Raw genomic sequence first — 13,124 nt, forward strand, 5'->3', positions numbered from 1 at the left:
CTGTCTGGAGGTAACGATGTCCGAATTACTGGTGATGGCGCATGAAACGGAAGCCGCCGGTTTCGCGATGCGCGAGGAACTGACCGCCCTCGAGAAAGAGGGATTTTTCCGGTCGCAGGACATTGTCGTCGTGACCCGCGAGCAAAGCGGCGCGGTCCGGGTCCATGAGAACAACAATACGGTCGCCCTCGGCGCGATCGGCGGCGCGGTCTGGGGCGGCGTCCTCGGGTTGGTTTTCCTGTCGCCACTGGTCGGTGCAGTGGTGGGCGCCGGGGCCGGGGTGATCTCGGGCAAGTTCACGGATGTCGGGCTGAATACCTCCTTCCTGCGCGAGGCGGGGGAGAGCCTGCCGGAAGGCGGCTCTGCGGTCTTCATCATGCTTAAGAAAGCCAGCGCCGCCGAAGTGCTCGACCGAATGCGGACACTGGGCCATGCAAGCGGCCGCGTGCTGCAGATTCCCTTGCCGGAAGATTTCCACGAACGGCTGGAAGTCGCGCTCTCCTCCGGGGGCACCACGGCGTTCACCGGCGAGGAAATCAGCGAAGGCTCGACCGGCGGCCTTGCTCGTATGGTCGGCCCCTCTGCGCTCTGAATTGGCCCGTCGCCGGGCTGCCACTTTTTAATCCTGTGTTAATTTTGCGCCTTGCAGGCGCCTTCGTGTCGCCCAGATCGCTGCTTACCACGTAACGAATAACCAATAATAACGTTACCAGGGCAGTAAAGATGGCGACTTATTACGATCAGTTCTACGTCATGGACCCGGGCAATCCGCCCACCGCAGGCACCGCCCTGTCTCCGACGACATTCGAAATCGTCGACAGGAACAACGACAACTGGATATCAAGCAGCAACGGTGCCCGCGACACGATTAACGGCCAACGCGTCACCGATGTCTGGCGCGGCGACACGATCACGATCGAACGTGCGAACGGCATGCAGGAAACGATCACCGGCGATACGTTCTACCTGCGCGACGGGACGGCCGTGTTTACGCCCTCGGACGGTACGATCCTCCACAACGCGACCTTCGTCAGCTCGACCTACGTCACGCAAAGCACGCAGGCCCCTGTCGGCGACCTCGGACCGGCCTGTTTTCTCGCCGGAACGCGGATCGAGACACCCACTGGTCCGCGTGCGGTCGAAACGCTCTCGGCAGGCGATCTCGTCTCAACCGAAGACGAAGGGCCGCAGCCGCTCCTTTGGGCGGGGGGACGGGTCTGCCGTGGCGCCGGCCTTTACGCGCCGGTCCGCTTCGCCGCCGGTGCCATTGGGAACGAACGTCCGCTCTACGTATCGCAGGAACACCGGATGTTGCTGCGCGGCTGGCGCGCCGAGATCGCCTGCGCGGATAGCGAGGTGCTGATCGCCGCAAAGCATCTGGTGAATGGCAAAAGCGTGCGGATCGAGCCGAGGGCAACCGTCCACTATCGCCATCTGCTTTTCGCGCGGCATCATATTCTGATTGCCGAAGGTGCGCCGAGCGAGAGCCTTTTTCCAGGGAACATGATCCTCGACGAAGATCGCGACCTCGCGCAGGAGATCCGCACCGCGTGGACAGCCGTCGCAGACGCACCGATCGAAGCCATGGTAACGGCGCGACAGGTGGCACGCGGGCCGGAATTGGCGCTCCTTGTCGCTTGACCCCTCGGGGCGCGCTGTGACTTATACGCGCATGGCAAAGAGCACGAAAAAAACGGGCAGAAAGCCCGCCAAACGCAGCACGAAATCGAGTGTCTCCACCCGCATGCGAGCGCCGTTTCGCGGTGCTCTTAAATGGGCACTGCGCGGCCTGCTCGGTCTCGTCGCGCTCGTGCTCGTGCTTATGGTTCTTTTCAAGTTCGTTAATCCACCGACCACCTGGACGATTTGGAGCGAACGCCAGCGGCTCGGTGCGGTGGATCAGAAATGGGTGCCGCTCGAGGATATTGCGCCGGTGCTTGCCCGGTCGGTCGTCGCGGCGGAGGATGCCAATTTCTGCAATCACTGGGGCTTCGACATGCGCGCGATCCGCAAGGCGATCGACGATGGCGCCAATCGCGGCGCCTCGACGATCACCCAGCAGACCGTGAAGAACGTGTTCCTCTGGCAGGGCCGAAGCTGGCTGCGCAAGGCGCTGGAGGCGTCTATGACACCGCTCGCCGAAGCGATCTGGGGCAAGAGACGGATTTTGGAAATCTATCTTAACGTCGCCGAGTTCGATGAGGGAGCGTTCGGGGTGGATGCTGCGGCGCATCGCTATTTCCGCAGCACACCCGACAAGCTGAGCGCCCGGCAATCCGCGCTGATCGCAGGCGTCCTGCCGGACCCGAAGGACCGTTCGGCAGCGAAGCCCGGCAGCTTCCTGTCGCGCCGCGCGCGTTCGATCATGGATGGCGCGGCGACGATCCAGAAAGACGGCCGCGCCAGTTGCTTTGAGTGATCATTCGGCCGGTTCGGTCATCGGCCGCATGACCGCGAAGAGCTCCGCCACCTTGATGCCGAATTTGCGCATCTGCGACCGGTTCAGAAGCGTCCCGTCCGGCATCAGGTAAATCCAGTCGGTCACGTCGAGCACATGGCCGCCCGCGTCTTCCGGCAGCCGCAGCCGGTACCGCATCCGCAGCGCGTTGCCCGACTGCTCCATCTCGGCGCGGCCTTCGATATCGTCGGCGGTCGAGCTGATCTCGCCGTTCGGCCCGAACTGAATATTCCATGCCCGGCTCTGGCGACGCCCTGAGGCATATTCGAACTCTTCCTCGATTACGCCACCGTCATTGGTGAACCGCCCCGTCATCACAGCGCGGAAGCGGGAGGTGACGCGGCCGTCGGGCCCGTAGATCATGCCGTGCGCCTCGACGGGACCGTCGAAGGCCCGCCGGATGTCGAATTCCGGGCTCTCTGCCGCGTAATCCGCAGATTTCTGCGCCGGGAAAGAGAAGAAGAAGTGTCGGACCAGCAAAGCCGCAAAGATCAGGGCCGCGACGACAATTAACAATTTCAGCATCATGTTACGCCCTCGCATGTGCCAGTTGCACCTGAACGACATCGGTATGGCCGACCGCGAAAGCCGCCGCGCAGGCTTCGAGATAGTAGGCCCAGTTGCGCAGGAATTCCGGGCCAAAGCCCAGCTCGGCAGCCCGCGCGCTGCGCTCTTTCAAGCGGGCGGCCCATTGCCGGCAGGTTTCGGCATAGTCCTGCCCGAAAGCGAAGCTGTCCTTCACCGCCAGGCCCGCCTTCGCCGCCTGATCCCGGATCACGCCATCCGACAGGAGCATCCCGCCGGGGAAGGTGTATTGCCGGATGAAATCCGAGGTCTGGCGATATTTCGGAAAGTAGGAATCAGACACTGTTATGGCCTGAATCATTGCCGAACCGCCCTCCGCCAGCCGCTCTTTCAGAGTACGGAAATAGTTCGGCCAGTAGCGCTCTCCGACCGCTTCGATCATCTCGATGGAGACGATATGATCGAACTGCCCCGGCGTACGGCGATAGTCCTGAAGCCGGATATCCGCGCGCCCGTCGAGCCGCGCATCGGCATAGCCTTTCTGACTGGGCGAGATCGTGATGCCGGTGACGTGGCGCCCCTGCTCGGCCGCGCGTTCGGCGAAATGTCCCCAGCCGCAGCCGATCTCCAGCACCTGCTCCCCCTCACCCATCCGGTCGAGAATGCGATCGAGCTTGCGGTTTTGGGCCCGGTGCAGATCGCTGTCGCCCGGCGCGAAAAGCGCCGACGAATAGCTCATCCCTTCATCGAGCCAGAGTTGATAAAACTCATTTCCGACATCGTAATGCGCCCGAATGTTGCGCGAAGCGCCACGCAGCGAATTGGCCCGCATCAACCGGTCGATCAGGCGGAATTTCAGGTTCGACCAGAAGCCCGCATAGGCATAGCCGTCGACCACATCGAGGTTCTTCAGCGCGAGAGAAAGAAGCGCCTCGATCGAGGAGGTCTCCCATAGCCCCGCAATATAGGCCTCGCCCAGGCCGACATCGCCGCGAGACGCCATCGCCACCACGGCTTGCCAGTCGCGGATTTCCATATCGGCCTGCGGCTCTCCGTGACCAAAGCGGCGAGCGGTGCCGTCGGGCAGGCGCAAATAGAGCGTCCCATGCTCGATTTTCTCGCATGTGGCGAGGAATTCGCTGCGGATGCGGTTGGTCAGGAAAGGCATCATTGGCTGATCTCCTCGGTCGGGGGTGTGGGCCGCGGCAGGTAGCGGGCGCCTTTGAGCTTGAGCCGCAGGGCCTGCCAGTAGATCAGGCCGAGCGTGCGGATTGGGGTGAGCGGACGGCGCAGCGCCATCCCGAGAAGTGCCGCCGAGGTGAGTGGACGCCGGTCGGTCACGAGGGTCGCAACCACGCCTTCTTCTCCATTTCGGTGGTCGATGCGGATGCGGATATGTTCCGCCCGGATATCGAAGCGGAAGCGATACTCGCCCGCGATCGTCTGGAACGGGGAAACATGGAAGATCTTCGCGGCGTGAAGCTCGGTTTCCGCAGAAATAGGGTCGAAATCTGGGGTGGCGCAGAGATAGGAGTGCCGATCACCGAAAGTGTTGTTCACCTCCGCGATAACGGCGCGCAGGTCGTTTTGCGCATCATAGGCCAGCCAGAAATTCACAGGGTTGAACCCCGCCCCGAGAATTTTCGGTTGGGTCAGAAGGCGGAGCTTCGCGATCTCCGGCGCACCGAGCCGAGAGAGCTGCTTGCGGACCCACTCCGCGCCTTCCCCATGATGAGGCGTCCCACCATAGTCCTTGTCCTGCACCGTCGCGAGGTTGCGCCCACGTCGTGAGAATACTCTTGGCCAGGGGCCCCGCGAATCCGGATCGATCAGCACGTAATCGACGTGATAGCGGAACTGGTGCGCAATCGCGCCCCGCCGGGCATGGACCGTGTGACCGGGACAGAATTCGCCACTCATGCGGGCACCTTCTCGAACTTGATCTGCGGCTGCGCCCCGCGATTGAGCTCGCGCGCAACCCGAACCGCCGAGGCGAACCCGTCCTCGTGGAAGCCATGACGTAGCCACGCCCCTGCAAACCAGGTCCGATTCAGACCCTGTATCGCCTGGATTTCGCCCTGCGCCCGCAACGCCGCGCGGTCGAAGACCGGGTGCCAGAAGACCTCGTGGTCGTAGATCTTTTCCTCGGCAATCGGTGTGTCGGGGTTCAGTGTGACAAAGAGCGGATCGCGCTCGGGGATGTTCTGCAACTTGTTCATCCAATAGGTCACACCAAGCCGCGTCTCGCTCGCACGGGTCTGCGCCTGGTAGACCCAGCTCGACCAACATGCGCGCCGACGCGGCATCTGCGCCTCGTCGCGATGAAGATATACATCGTTTGGCTGATAGCGGACCGCCGAAAGCGCGGCCTGCTCCTGCGGGGTCGGCTTGGCCAGCAGCTTGAGCGCCTGATCGGAATGGGTGGCGATGATCACCTGGTCGAACTGATCCGGAAGGGCCTTTTCCGCCAGAATGGCGACCGAATTTCGCTCCCGCTTGATCGCGGTGACCGGGGTACCGGTGCGGAATTCGACACCGCGCAGACGCAAGGCCGCCTCCAGCCGCTTTACATATTCGATCGACCCGCCCGAGACTGTCCACCACTGATGCTGACCGGTCGCTGACAACAGCGCGTGGTTCTCGAAGAAGCGCAGCAGGCTTTTCGCGGGAAACGCGCCGATCTGATCGGCGGGCGTGGACCAGATCGCCCCGCAAATCGGCAGCAGGTAATAGCGCCGGAACCAGTCGCCTAAGTTCAACTCGTCCAGCAGGCCGTCGATCGTCACGTCGTCACTCTGCGCGACAGAGACGGCTTTCGCATTGAACTTCGCGATATCCGCGACCATCCGCAGAAATCCCGGCCGGGCGAGGTTGCGCTTTTGCGCCACGAGGCTGTTCAGATCGCGCAGCGCATATTCGATGCGGCCTTGATCGATCGTCACGCCAAAGCTCATGTCGGATTTCTCGACGGGGACGTCGAGCTCGGAGAACAGGCGCGTCAGATGGGGATAATTCGCGTAGTTGAAGACGATGAAACCGGTATCGACCGGCTGATCGCCGTTGCGCCCCGCGACGATCGTCCGCGAATGCCCACCGAGCCGCGGCTCCGCCTCGTAGACGGTAACGCGGTTTTGCGGCGCGAGTTGCCACGCCGCGGCCAGACCGGAAATCCCCGAGCCGATGACCGCGATGCGTTGCGCCTGTGGATGCACGGCATCAAATGACATTCGAATTCTCCCAAGCTCTTGAAGGCTTAACGGTGCATATTACCGTTTGGATCAGAAGTTTTTTCGCGACTCATGTGAACCAGATTCCCATAAGCTGCGTATCGGTCACATGCTGAGAGATGCGACCATCAACTTCGACACCACGGGGACCCCGCCAATCGCGGCGGGACATACCTTTGCCGGGAAGAGTATGGACGACAAGAATTCAGCGAAACCGACGCCAGAGGCGGCATGCGAGCAGACCGACTGGCTCGTCGCCGTCCGTGACAGGCGTGACAAAATGGCCTTCGCGCGGCTTTACGATCACTTCTCGCCGCGGCTGAAGGGGATGCTGGTGCGCTCTGGCATGTCGCAGGCGGCGGCGGAGGATGTGGTACAGGACGTGATGCTCACGATCTGGCGCAAGGCTCATCTTTACGACGAGACGCGGGCGCGCGCCTCGGCATGGATCTACCGAATTGCGCGCAATCGGCAGATCGATGTGATCCGAAGACGTCCCCGGCCCGTTCCAGACGAGCTGGTCGCCGAAGCGGAAACGCGGGAAACCCGAGAAGCCGACGCGGCGATCGGGTTGGAACAGGAAGCGGCGCAGCTGCGTGAAGCGATCAAGGCTCTGCCCGAAGCGCAGCGCGACATAATCGAGCGGGCCTACGTGGGTGAACTCACACAGGCCGAAATACGCGAGGCAACCGGCCTCGCACTTGGGACGATCAAATCGCGGATCCGGCTCGCGCTGGAGAAGCTTAGACACGAGTTAAGGGATCTGAGAGACGAATGACGGAGATTACGCATCATTTGCCCGATTGGTTGGTTCGGTCTTACGCGACCGGCTCGCTGGGTCATGCGTTTTCGCTGGTCGTCGCGGCGCATGTGAGCCAGTGCGACGAGTGTCGCGCACGGCTTGAAGCAGAGGAACTGGCAGGCGGGCTGGTTCTGGACGAGCTTGAAGGCATGGCGCCGAGCGACGATTTGCGGCGACGTGTGTTTGATGGGCTGGACGACGACGATGTGATCGTCGCGGCGCAACCCGCGCGCGCAGGAATCTATCCGGGCGCCGTGGTCGAGGCTATGGGTGCGGACAACCCGCGCTGGCGTGCCTTGGGCGGCGGCATCAAGCAGGCCATCCTGAGCGAGGATAAAGAGGGGTCGGCCCGGCTTCTCTACATCCCGCCGGGAATGGCGGTGCCCGATCATACCCATGGCGGCCTGGAACTGACCATGGTTCTGCAAGGCTCCTTCTCGGACGAAACCGGGCGCTTTGGCGTGGGCGATGTGGAAGTGGCGGATGACGATCTCGACCACACGCCGATCGCGGGGATGGAAGATGTCTGCATCTGCCTCGCCGCGACCGATGCGCCGCTGAAGTTCAAGGGGCTCCTGCCGCGCCTGCTGCAGCCGATTTTCCGGATTTGAGACCCTAAATCAGGCGAAACACGGCCCCAATCCAAAGGGCAAGCGTAGCCGCCCGGCTTTGGCGATAGAGCCTCAGCCGGGCGAATTCTTTCATTCGGGTCGAAAAATCTGCCTCGCGCATATTCAAGAAGCGGTTGAAAATGGTCCGGTTTTCGGGCGTGAACCGATGCGCGGAGGCGGTAAGCGCCGCGCATTGGACATCGACCCAACCACGCCATTCACCCTTCAGCAGCCGCTTCAACCGAGAGAGCTTTGCACGCATCGTGAGGTTCGCACCTTCCGCGTTGCGGCCGTGCTGTCGATAGAGAAGCGTAGGTTCCGCGTCATAGACGACCCGGACGCCGCAGCCAGTGAACAGTTGATAAATCCACCAGTCATGGCGCGGCGCGACCTGCAATTCGCGCGCCGCAGAGATGGCGAGCTCGGCCCCGCCCGGGTTCAGGAGGATCGTGTTACCGGCCGCGATATTCTGGACCAGAGCGTTACGGAACGATGGCCGATCTGGATGTCGCGCCGAAAGGTGTTTGTTTCCCAAATTAGCGTCACAGACCCATGTGCGGCTGCAATAGAGAGCAGGTTTACCCTCGTCCAAGGCCGCAATCCCCCGCGCGAGCCGATCCGGCAACCAAACATCATCCTGATCGCAGAAGGCGATGAACTCGGTCTTGGCGGGGTCCAAGCCGCTTAGAAGAGATAGGAAATTTACCCCCGCGCCTTTTTGCGGCCCTGCTCCAATCCGTACCTCATGGCTCCGCGCGAACTCTGCCAATAGATCGTGTGCGGCATCGCTTCGGCTGTCGTCCCCAACAATCAGCCGCCACTCAGGATGCGTCTGCGTCGCGAGGCTTTCGAGCTGATCGCGCAACTCCGGGCCCGGATCGCGTATCGCCATCAGGATCGTGACCCGTGCCATTGACCATCACTCGATCAGGCGCAGCAGATACTCGCCATAGCTGTTCTTACCGAACTCATTAGCGCGATCTTTCAGTTGCTCGCCACTGATCCAGCCCTTCTCGAAGGCGATCTCGTCGGGCGAGCCGCTTTGCAGCCCTTGCCGCTCCTCCAGCGTGCGGACGAAATTCCCCGCATCGAGCAAGCTGCCATGCGTTCCGGTGTCGAGCCAGGCGAAGCCGCGGCCCATCTGGGTGACCGAGAGCGCGCCGTCATGCAGGTAGGTTTCCAGAAGCGAGGTGATCTCCAGCTCGCCCCGAGCGGACGGCGTGATCGTCTTGGCGCGGTCCGGAGCGGTCTCGTCGAGGAAATAGAGCCCCGTCACCGCGAATTGCGAGGGCGGCACGTCGGGTTTCTCGATGATCGCGCGCACGGTGCCGCTCTCGTCGAAATCCACCACTCCGTAGCGTTCGGGATCGCGGACGCGATAGCCGAAGACGGTGCCGCCCTCTGTGGTCGCATTCGCCGCTTTCAGGATCTCGCCGAGACCCGCGCCGAAAAAGATGTTGTCGCCGAGAACCATCGCCGAAGGGCTGCCCGCGAGAAAATCTTCAGCTAGCAGATAGGCCTGCGCCAGACCGTCGGGCGAGGGCTGGGTGATATAGGTCAGGCTCAGCCCCCATTGACTGCCATCGCCGAGCGTGCGGATGAATTGCTCCTGATCATGCGGCGTGGTGATCACCGCGATCTCGCGAATACCGGCCAGCATCAGGGTGGTCAGCGGGTAGTAGATCATCGGCTTGTCGTAGACCGGCAGAAGCTGTTTTGAGACGCCCATCGTGATCGGATAGAGTCGCGTGCCCGAGCCGCCCGCCAGAATGATCCCCTTGCGCGTCATATCGCCCCCAATTCGGTTAAAACCTCGTCCAATCCCAATCTCCAATCGGGTCTCTTCAGGCCGAACACGGCCAGGTCGCTGCAGTCGAGCCGCGAATTGAGCGGCCGTTTCGCGGGCGTCGGATAATCGGCGGTGCGGATATCCTCCACCGTCACGTCCCGCCCGGCCCGCGCGAAGATCTCCCGCGCGAAGCCTGCCCAGCTTACATCGGGAGAGCCTGAGAAATGGTAAACGCCGCTTTTCTCGGGCGCGCGCTGCAACTCTTGCGCCATCGTCAGGCAGGCCTCGGCAATCGCCTTGGCCGGGGTCGGGCCGCCGATCTGGTCGGCGACGATCGTCAGGTGATCGCGGCTCTCGGACAGGCGCAGCATCGTCTTCACGAAGTTCCCGCCATGTGCCGAAAAGACCCAACTCGTGCGCAGGATGGCGAAGGTCCCTCCTGCTGCGCGGATCGCCTGTTCTCCGGCGAGCTTGGTGCGGCCATAGGCGCCGAGCGGAGCGGTCGGATCGGTCGGTTTGAACGGCGCTTCACCGGAGCCGTCGAAGACGTAATCGGTGGAGATATGAACGAGCGGGATGCCAAGGTCACGGCAGGCTTTGGCCATCGCAGCGGGCGCGTCACCGTTGACGGTTTGGGCGAGCGCCTCTTCTTCTTCGGCCTTGTCGACAGCCGTATAGGCGGCGGCGTTGATCACTGCCGTTGGCTTCGCCTCCCGGATCGCCTCAGCTGCGGCATCAGGGTTTCTCAAATCGACCCTATTCCGGCCCAGAAACGCCGCCTCGGGTGCGAGGCGCTGCAATTCCTGCGCCACCTGGCCGGTCTGTCCGAAGACGAGGATCATGCCTTGCCCAGCCTTTCACCGACGCCGTGCCGCTCCAGCAGCGGGCGCCACCAGTCCTCGTTCTCGAGATACCAGCGCACGGTGCGCTCGAGCCCCTCTTCGACGGTGACGCTCGGGCGCCAGCCCAGCTCCTCGCGGATGCGGGTCGGGTCGATCGCGTAGCGGGCATCGTGGCCGGGGCGGTCGGTGACGAAGGTGATCAGATCGGCATAGGGCGTCTCGCCCGGACGCAGCCTGTCGAGAATGGTGCAGATCGTTTGGACCAGTTCGAGGTTCGACCGCTCGTTCTCGCCGCCAATATTGTAGCTGCGACCCAAAGCGCCCTTCTCCAACACCAGAAGCAGCGCATCGGCGTGATCTTCCACAAAGAGCCAGTCGCGCACATTCGAGCCGTCGCCATAGATCGGCAGCGGCTTGCCCGCGAGCGCGTTCAGAATCACGACCGGGATCAGCTTTTCCGGGAAGTGATAGGGGCCGTAATTGTTCGAGCAATTGGTGAGCACGACCGGCAGCCCATAGGTCTCGTGCCAGGCGCGCACGAGATGGTCCGAGCCCGCTTTAGAGGCGGAATAGGGACTGTTCGGGGCGTAGGGCGTGTTTTCGGTGAACTGGCCGGTGGCGCCGAGCGTGCCATAGACCTCGTCGGTCGAGATGTGATGGAAGCGGAAACTCTCGGGGCGGCCTTCACCCTCCCAAAAGCTGCGCGCCGCCTGCAGCATGTTGTAGGTGCCCATCACGTTCGTCTCGATGAAAGCCCCGGGACCGTCGATCGAGCGATCCACGTGGCTTTCGGCCGCGAGATGCATCACCGCCTCGGGCTTGTGGCGCGCGAAAATCGCCGTCAGTGCCTCGGGGTCGCGGATATCGGCCTGCTCGAACGCATAAAGCGGGCTGTCGGCGACGGGCGCGACATTCTCGAGGCAGGCGGCATAGGTCAGCGCGTCGAGGTTCACAACCTCATGGCCGCGCGAGACGGCGAGGCGGACGACGGCGGAGCCGATGAACCCGGCACCACCGGTGACGAGAATCTTCATGCTGCGCCCTCCCAGGTGAAGGGGCTGTCGAAGGTAGCGAAAAGAGGTGCCTCGGCATCCTTGCCGGACAAAACAGGCTCTGTTCCTGCGGAAAGCGGCCAGTCTATGCCCAGATCGGGATCGTCCCAGCGGATCGCGCCTTCACAGTCGGGAGCGTAGTAATCCGAGCATTTGTAGACGATCTCGGTGCCCGGCTCGAGCGTCACGAACCCATGCGCAAAGCCCGCCGGGATCAGCAGCTGCTTGCCGTTCTCGAAGCTCAGCTCGGTGCCGAACCATTGCCCGTAAGTCGGGCTGCCCTTGCGGATATCAACCGCGACATCCCAGAGCCGCCCGCGTCCGCAGCGCACCAGTTTCGCCTGAGCATGGGGTGGCGCCTGAAAATGCAACCCGCGCACGGTGCCCACGGCCTCCGAGACCGAATGATTGTCCTGCACGAAATCGATCTCGATCCCGGCCTCGGCAAATCGCTTCGCCGAATAGCTCTCGGAGAAAAACCCGCGGTGATCGCCGAATCGCTTCGGGGTGATCACCAGAACGCCGCTGAGGGGTGTTGCTTCGGCCTGCATGCGCCCTGCCTTCATTGCTTCGGGAAAGTTGTGCCAAAGCACGGGCCGAAAGGCCAGCGACATCGCCAAAAGCCAAGGAATCAGGGAAAATCGGGAAATGGTCGGAGCGAGAGGATTCGAACCTCCGACCCCCTGCTCCCGAAGCAGGTGCGCTACCAGGCTGCGCTACGCTCCGACCGTGGGCGGGGAATTAGCGGCTTGCGCGGGGTTTTGCAAGGGGGTCTTGATCAGCTTCTTGAATTGGGTGCGCGAAGGCCCAAAACGCGGCCCAGAAGCGACGAACGCGGCGCGGTCGCGGTTTCCGAACGACCCCGCGTGCGCAGCACCGGCTGGTTCGTGGAGACGCGGGTCTCGCGGATCACGATGTAGATGCCGGACAGGATCACGACGCCGGCGCCGACGAGCGTCGGGATATCCACGCTCTCGTGGAAAATGATCCAGCCGTAAAAGACCGCCCAGAGGATCTGTGAATATTGCATCGGCGCGACGATTGCGGCCTCTCCCGCCCGATAGGCGAGGATTTGCAGGAAGGACGCGGTCAGGCCGAACATCGCGATCACCGCCATCAGGCCGAGATCGGTAATCTGAAGCGGCTGCCAGACGAAGGGGAGAAGGATCGCCATGACGATCACGTTGCCCAGAAGCGGCGAGAGCAGGAGGACGACCGAACGCTCCTCCGAACCGATCTTGCGCACGATCACCGAGGCGAGGGCGCCGGTCACCGCCGCCGTCATCGCCGCGAAATGGCCCGGCGCGAGTTCCGCCTGTCCGGGGCGCACCACGATCACCACGCCGATCAGGCCGAGGATGACAGCGGCCCAGCGGTGAATACCGACCCGCTCGCCGAGGATCGGGATCGAGAAGACGGTGACCAGCAGCGGCATCGCGAAGAGAAGCGGATAGACCTGCGCCAGCGGCAGGGTCGAGAAGGCGTAGAACGCGCAGAGCCCAGTGACGACGGTGGTGACGACACGCCCCACGACCCAACCGGGATGAACCGGGCGCAGGCTGCCCTCGCGCTTGTCGTTAAGCAGGATCACCGAGAGCAGCGGGAAGGATAGAAGCGCCGCGAAGAACACGATCTGAACCGGCGAATAGGTCTGGCCCAGATGTTTGATGATGACGTCATGCGTGGCGTAGATCGCCATCGATGTCAGGCCGAGCGCGGCGCCGCGCGCGTTTGATTTTCCGCCGAAATCGGGCATGGAAGGCTCCCGGTGTTATCGCTCGCATCTTGGGCGGATGTTCGGGAGTTGCAAGGCCGCGG

At 62.8% G+C, this 13,124-nt stretch carries 15 protein-coding genes and 1 tRNA gene; 5 read left to right on the top strand and 11 right to left on the bottom strand.

Annotated features, from left to right (window positions below; genetic code table 11):
• Nucleotides 1-16 precede the first annotated feature (16 nt).
• From B6V72_RS10285 to mtgA, 3 genes are all read left to right on the top strand, one after another.
• Nucleotides 17-592: a DUF1269 domain-containing protein gene (locus B6V72_RS10285; protein WP_168173031.1), complete on the top strand. Its 576-nt coding sequence runs from the start codon at nucleotides 17-19 to the stop codon at nucleotides 590-592.
• Between the two features lie 131 nt (nucleotides 593-723).
• Nucleotides 724-1,641 (top strand): Hint domain-containing protein, encoded by a 918-nt coding sequence (locus B6V72_RS10290; RefSeq protein WP_088735487.1) that lies wholly within the window; start codon nucleotides 724-726, stop codon nucleotides 1,639-1,641.
• Between the two features lie 31 nt (nucleotides 1,642-1,672).
• Entirely contained in the window at nucleotides 1,673-2,419 is a 747-nt protein-coding gene (gene mtgA, locus B6V72_RS10295; RefSeq protein ID WP_075775159.1) for a monofunctional biosynthetic peptidoglycan transglycosylase, read from the top strand.
• On the opposite strand, the gene B6V72_RS10300 is transcribed toward mtgA, so the two are convergent.
• From B6V72_RS10300 to B6V72_RS10315, 4 genes are read right to left on the bottom strand one after another with little or no spacing between them, the layout of a single operon-like run.
• Nucleotides 2,420-2,986 (bottom strand): DUF3833 domain-containing protein, encoded by a 567-nt coding sequence (locus tag B6V72_RS10300; RefSeq protein ID WP_233243064.1) that lies wholly within the window; start codon nucleotides 2,984-2,986, stop codon nucleotides 2,420-2,422.
• Nucleotide 2,987: 1 nt separating this feature from the next.
• Entirely contained in the window at nucleotides 2,988-4,151 is a 1,164-nt protein-coding gene (locus tag B6V72_RS10305) for a cyclopropane-fatty-acyl-phospholipid synthase family protein (protein WP_075775449.1), read from the bottom strand.
• Nucleotides 4,151-4,903, bottom strand: coding sequence for a DUF1365 domain-containing protein (locus tag B6V72_RS10310; protein ID WP_088735488.1), 753 nt, complete (start codon nucleotides 4,901-4,903; stop codon nucleotides 4,151-4,153). The genes B6V72_RS10305 and B6V72_RS10310 overlap by 1 nt, the downstream gene beginning before the upstream one ends.
• A complete protein-coding gene (locus tag B6V72_RS10315) occupies nucleotides 4,900-6,210 on the bottom strand; it encodes an FAD-dependent oxidoreductase (RefSeq protein ID WP_088735489.1) in 1,311 nt (436 codons plus the stop codon). The genes B6V72_RS10310 and B6V72_RS10315 overlap by 4 nt, the downstream gene beginning before the upstream one ends.
• 190 nt (nucleotides 6,211-6,400) lie before the next feature.
• Here B6V72_RS10315 and B6V72_RS10320 point away from each other — a divergent pair, with 190 nt between their 5' ends.
• Together B6V72_RS10320 and B6V72_RS10325 are read left to right on the top strand one after the other, a co-directional pair.
• A complete protein-coding gene (locus tag B6V72_RS10320; protein WP_075775156.1) occupies nucleotides 6,401-6,988 on the top strand; it encodes a sigma-70 family RNA polymerase sigma factor in 588 nt (195 codons plus the stop codon).
• Entirely contained in the window at nucleotides 6,985-7,623 is a 639-nt protein-coding gene (locus B6V72_RS10325) for a ChrR family anti-sigma-E factor (protein ID WP_075775155.1), read from the top strand. The genes B6V72_RS10320 and B6V72_RS10325 overlap by 4 nt, the downstream gene beginning before the upstream one ends.
• Nucleotides 7,624-7,627: 4 nt before the next feature.
• Here the strand turns inward: B6V72_RS10325 and B6V72_RS10330 are convergent, their stop codons facing one another.
• The 7 genes from B6V72_RS10330 to B6V72_RS10360 all read right to left on the bottom strand — a co-directional run bounded on the left by B6V72_RS10330 (nucleotide 7,628) and on the right by B6V72_RS10360 (nucleotide 13,062).
• Nucleotides 7,628-8,536, bottom strand: a complete 909-nt coding sequence (locus tag B6V72_RS10330) for a glycosyltransferase (protein WP_088735490.1) — start codon at nucleotides 8,534-8,536, stop codon at nucleotides 7,628-7,630.
• Nucleotides 8,537-8,542: 6 nt separating this feature from the next.
• Complete coding sequence (gene rfbA / locus B6V72_RS10335) at nucleotides 8,543-9,412, bottom strand: glucose-1-phosphate thymidylyltransferase RfbA (RefSeq protein ID WP_088735491.1); 870 nt, start codon at nucleotides 9,410-9,412, stop codon at nucleotides 8,543-8,545.
• Nucleotides 9,409-10,254, bottom strand: a complete 846-nt coding sequence (gene rfbD, locus B6V72_RS10340; RefSeq protein WP_088735492.1) for a dTDP-4-dehydrorhamnose reductase — start codon at nucleotides 10,252-10,254, stop codon at nucleotides 9,409-9,411. The genes rfbA and rfbD overlap by 4 nt, the downstream gene beginning before the upstream one ends.
• Nucleotides 10,251-11,288, bottom strand: coding sequence for a dTDP-glucose 4,6-dehydratase (gene rfbB / locus B6V72_RS10345; RefSeq protein WP_088735493.1), 1,038 nt, complete (start codon nucleotides 11,286-11,288; stop codon nucleotides 10,251-10,253). Before rfbB ends, rfbD begins: the two co-directional genes overlap by 4 nt.
• Nucleotides 11,285-11,857, bottom strand: coding sequence for a dTDP-4-dehydrorhamnose 3,5-epimerase (rfbC, locus tag B6V72_RS10350; RefSeq protein ID WP_168173032.1), 573 nt, complete (start codon nucleotides 11,855-11,857; stop codon nucleotides 11,285-11,287). Before rfbC ends, rfbB begins: the two co-directional genes overlap by 4 nt.
• A 98-nt stretch (nucleotides 11,858-11,955) precedes the next feature.
• A tRNA-Pro gene (locus B6V72_RS10355) sits at nucleotides 11,956-12,032 on the bottom strand.
• 52 nt (nucleotides 12,033-12,084) lie between these two features.
• Nucleotides 12,085-13,062, bottom strand: a complete 978-nt coding sequence (locus B6V72_RS10360; RefSeq protein WP_075776754.1) for a DMT family transporter — start codon at nucleotides 13,060-13,062, stop codon at nucleotides 12,085-12,087.
• Between the last annotated feature and the right edge of the window lie 62 nt (nucleotides 13,063-13,124).

This window comes from Thioclava sp. F34-6 (assembly GCF_002213235.1).
Taxonomy (GTDB): domain Bacteria; phylum Pseudomonadota; class Alphaproteobacteria; order Rhodobacterales; family Rhodobacteraceae; genus Thioclava; species Thioclava nitratireducens.

What these genes read in the sequence shown, in the direction of transcription:
- B6V72_RS10315 (WP_088735489.1), bottom strand. Translation starts at nt 6,210, where the DNA reads ATGTCATTTGATGCCGTGCATCCACAGGCGCAACGCATCGCGGTCATC.
- B6V72_RS10320 (WP_075775156.1), top strand. Translation starts at nt 6,401, where the DNA reads ATGGACGACAAGAATTCAGCGAAACCGACGCCAGAGGCGGCATGCGAG.
- B6V72_RS10285 (WP_168173031.1), top strand. Translation starts at nt 17, where the DNA reads ATGTCCGAATTACTGGTGATGGCGCATGAAACGGAAGCCGCCGGTTTC.
- rfbD (WP_088735492.1), bottom strand. Translation starts at nt 10,254, where the DNA reads ATGATCCTCGTCTTCGGACAGACCGGCCAGGTGGCGCAGGAATTGCAG.
- B6V72_RS10300 (WP_233243064.1), bottom strand. Translation starts at nt 2,986, where the DNA reads ATGATGCTGAAATTGTTAATTGTCGTCGCGGCCCTGATCTTTGCGGCT.
- B6V72_RS10360 (WP_075776754.1), bottom strand. Translation starts at nt 13,062, where the DNA reads ATGCCCGATTTCGGCGGAAAATCAAACGCGCGCGGCGCCGCGCTCGGC.
- rfbB (WP_088735493.1), bottom strand. Translation starts at nt 11,288, where the DNA reads ATGAAGATTCTCGTCACCGGTGGTGCCGGGTTCATCGGCTCCGCCGTC.
- B6V72_RS10325 (WP_075775155.1), top strand. Translation starts at nt 6,985, where the DNA reads ATGACGGAGATTACGCATCATTTGCCCGATTGGTTGGTTCGGTCTTAC.
- mtgA (WP_075775159.1), top strand. Translation starts at nt 1,673, where the DNA reads ATGGCAAAGAGCACGAAAAAAACGGGCAGAAAGCCCGCCAAACGCAGC.
- rfbC (WP_168173032.1), bottom strand. Translation starts at nt 11,857, where the DNA reads ATGCAGGCCGAAGCAACACCCCTCAGCGGCGTTCTGGTGATCACCCCG.
- B6V72_RS10305 (WP_075775449.1), bottom strand. Translation starts at nt 4,151, where the DNA reads ATGCCTTTCCTGACCAACCGCATCCGCAGCGAATTCCTCGCCACATGC.
- B6V72_RS10330 (WP_088735490.1), bottom strand. Translation starts at nt 8,536, where the DNA reads ATGGCACGGGTCACGATCCTGATGGCGATACGCGATCCGGGCCCGGAG.
- B6V72_RS10290 (WP_088735487.1), top strand. Translation starts at nt 724, where the DNA reads ATGGCGACTTATTACGATCAGTTCTACGTCATGGACCCGGGCAATCCG.
- rfbA (WP_088735491.1), bottom strand. Translation starts at nt 9,412, where the DNA reads ATGACGCGCAAGGGGATCATTCTGGCGGGCGGCTCGGGCACGCGACTC.
- B6V72_RS10310 (WP_088735488.1), bottom strand. Translation starts at nt 4,903, where the DNA reads ATGAGTGGCGAATTCTGTCCCGGTCACACGGTCCATGCCCGGCGGGGC.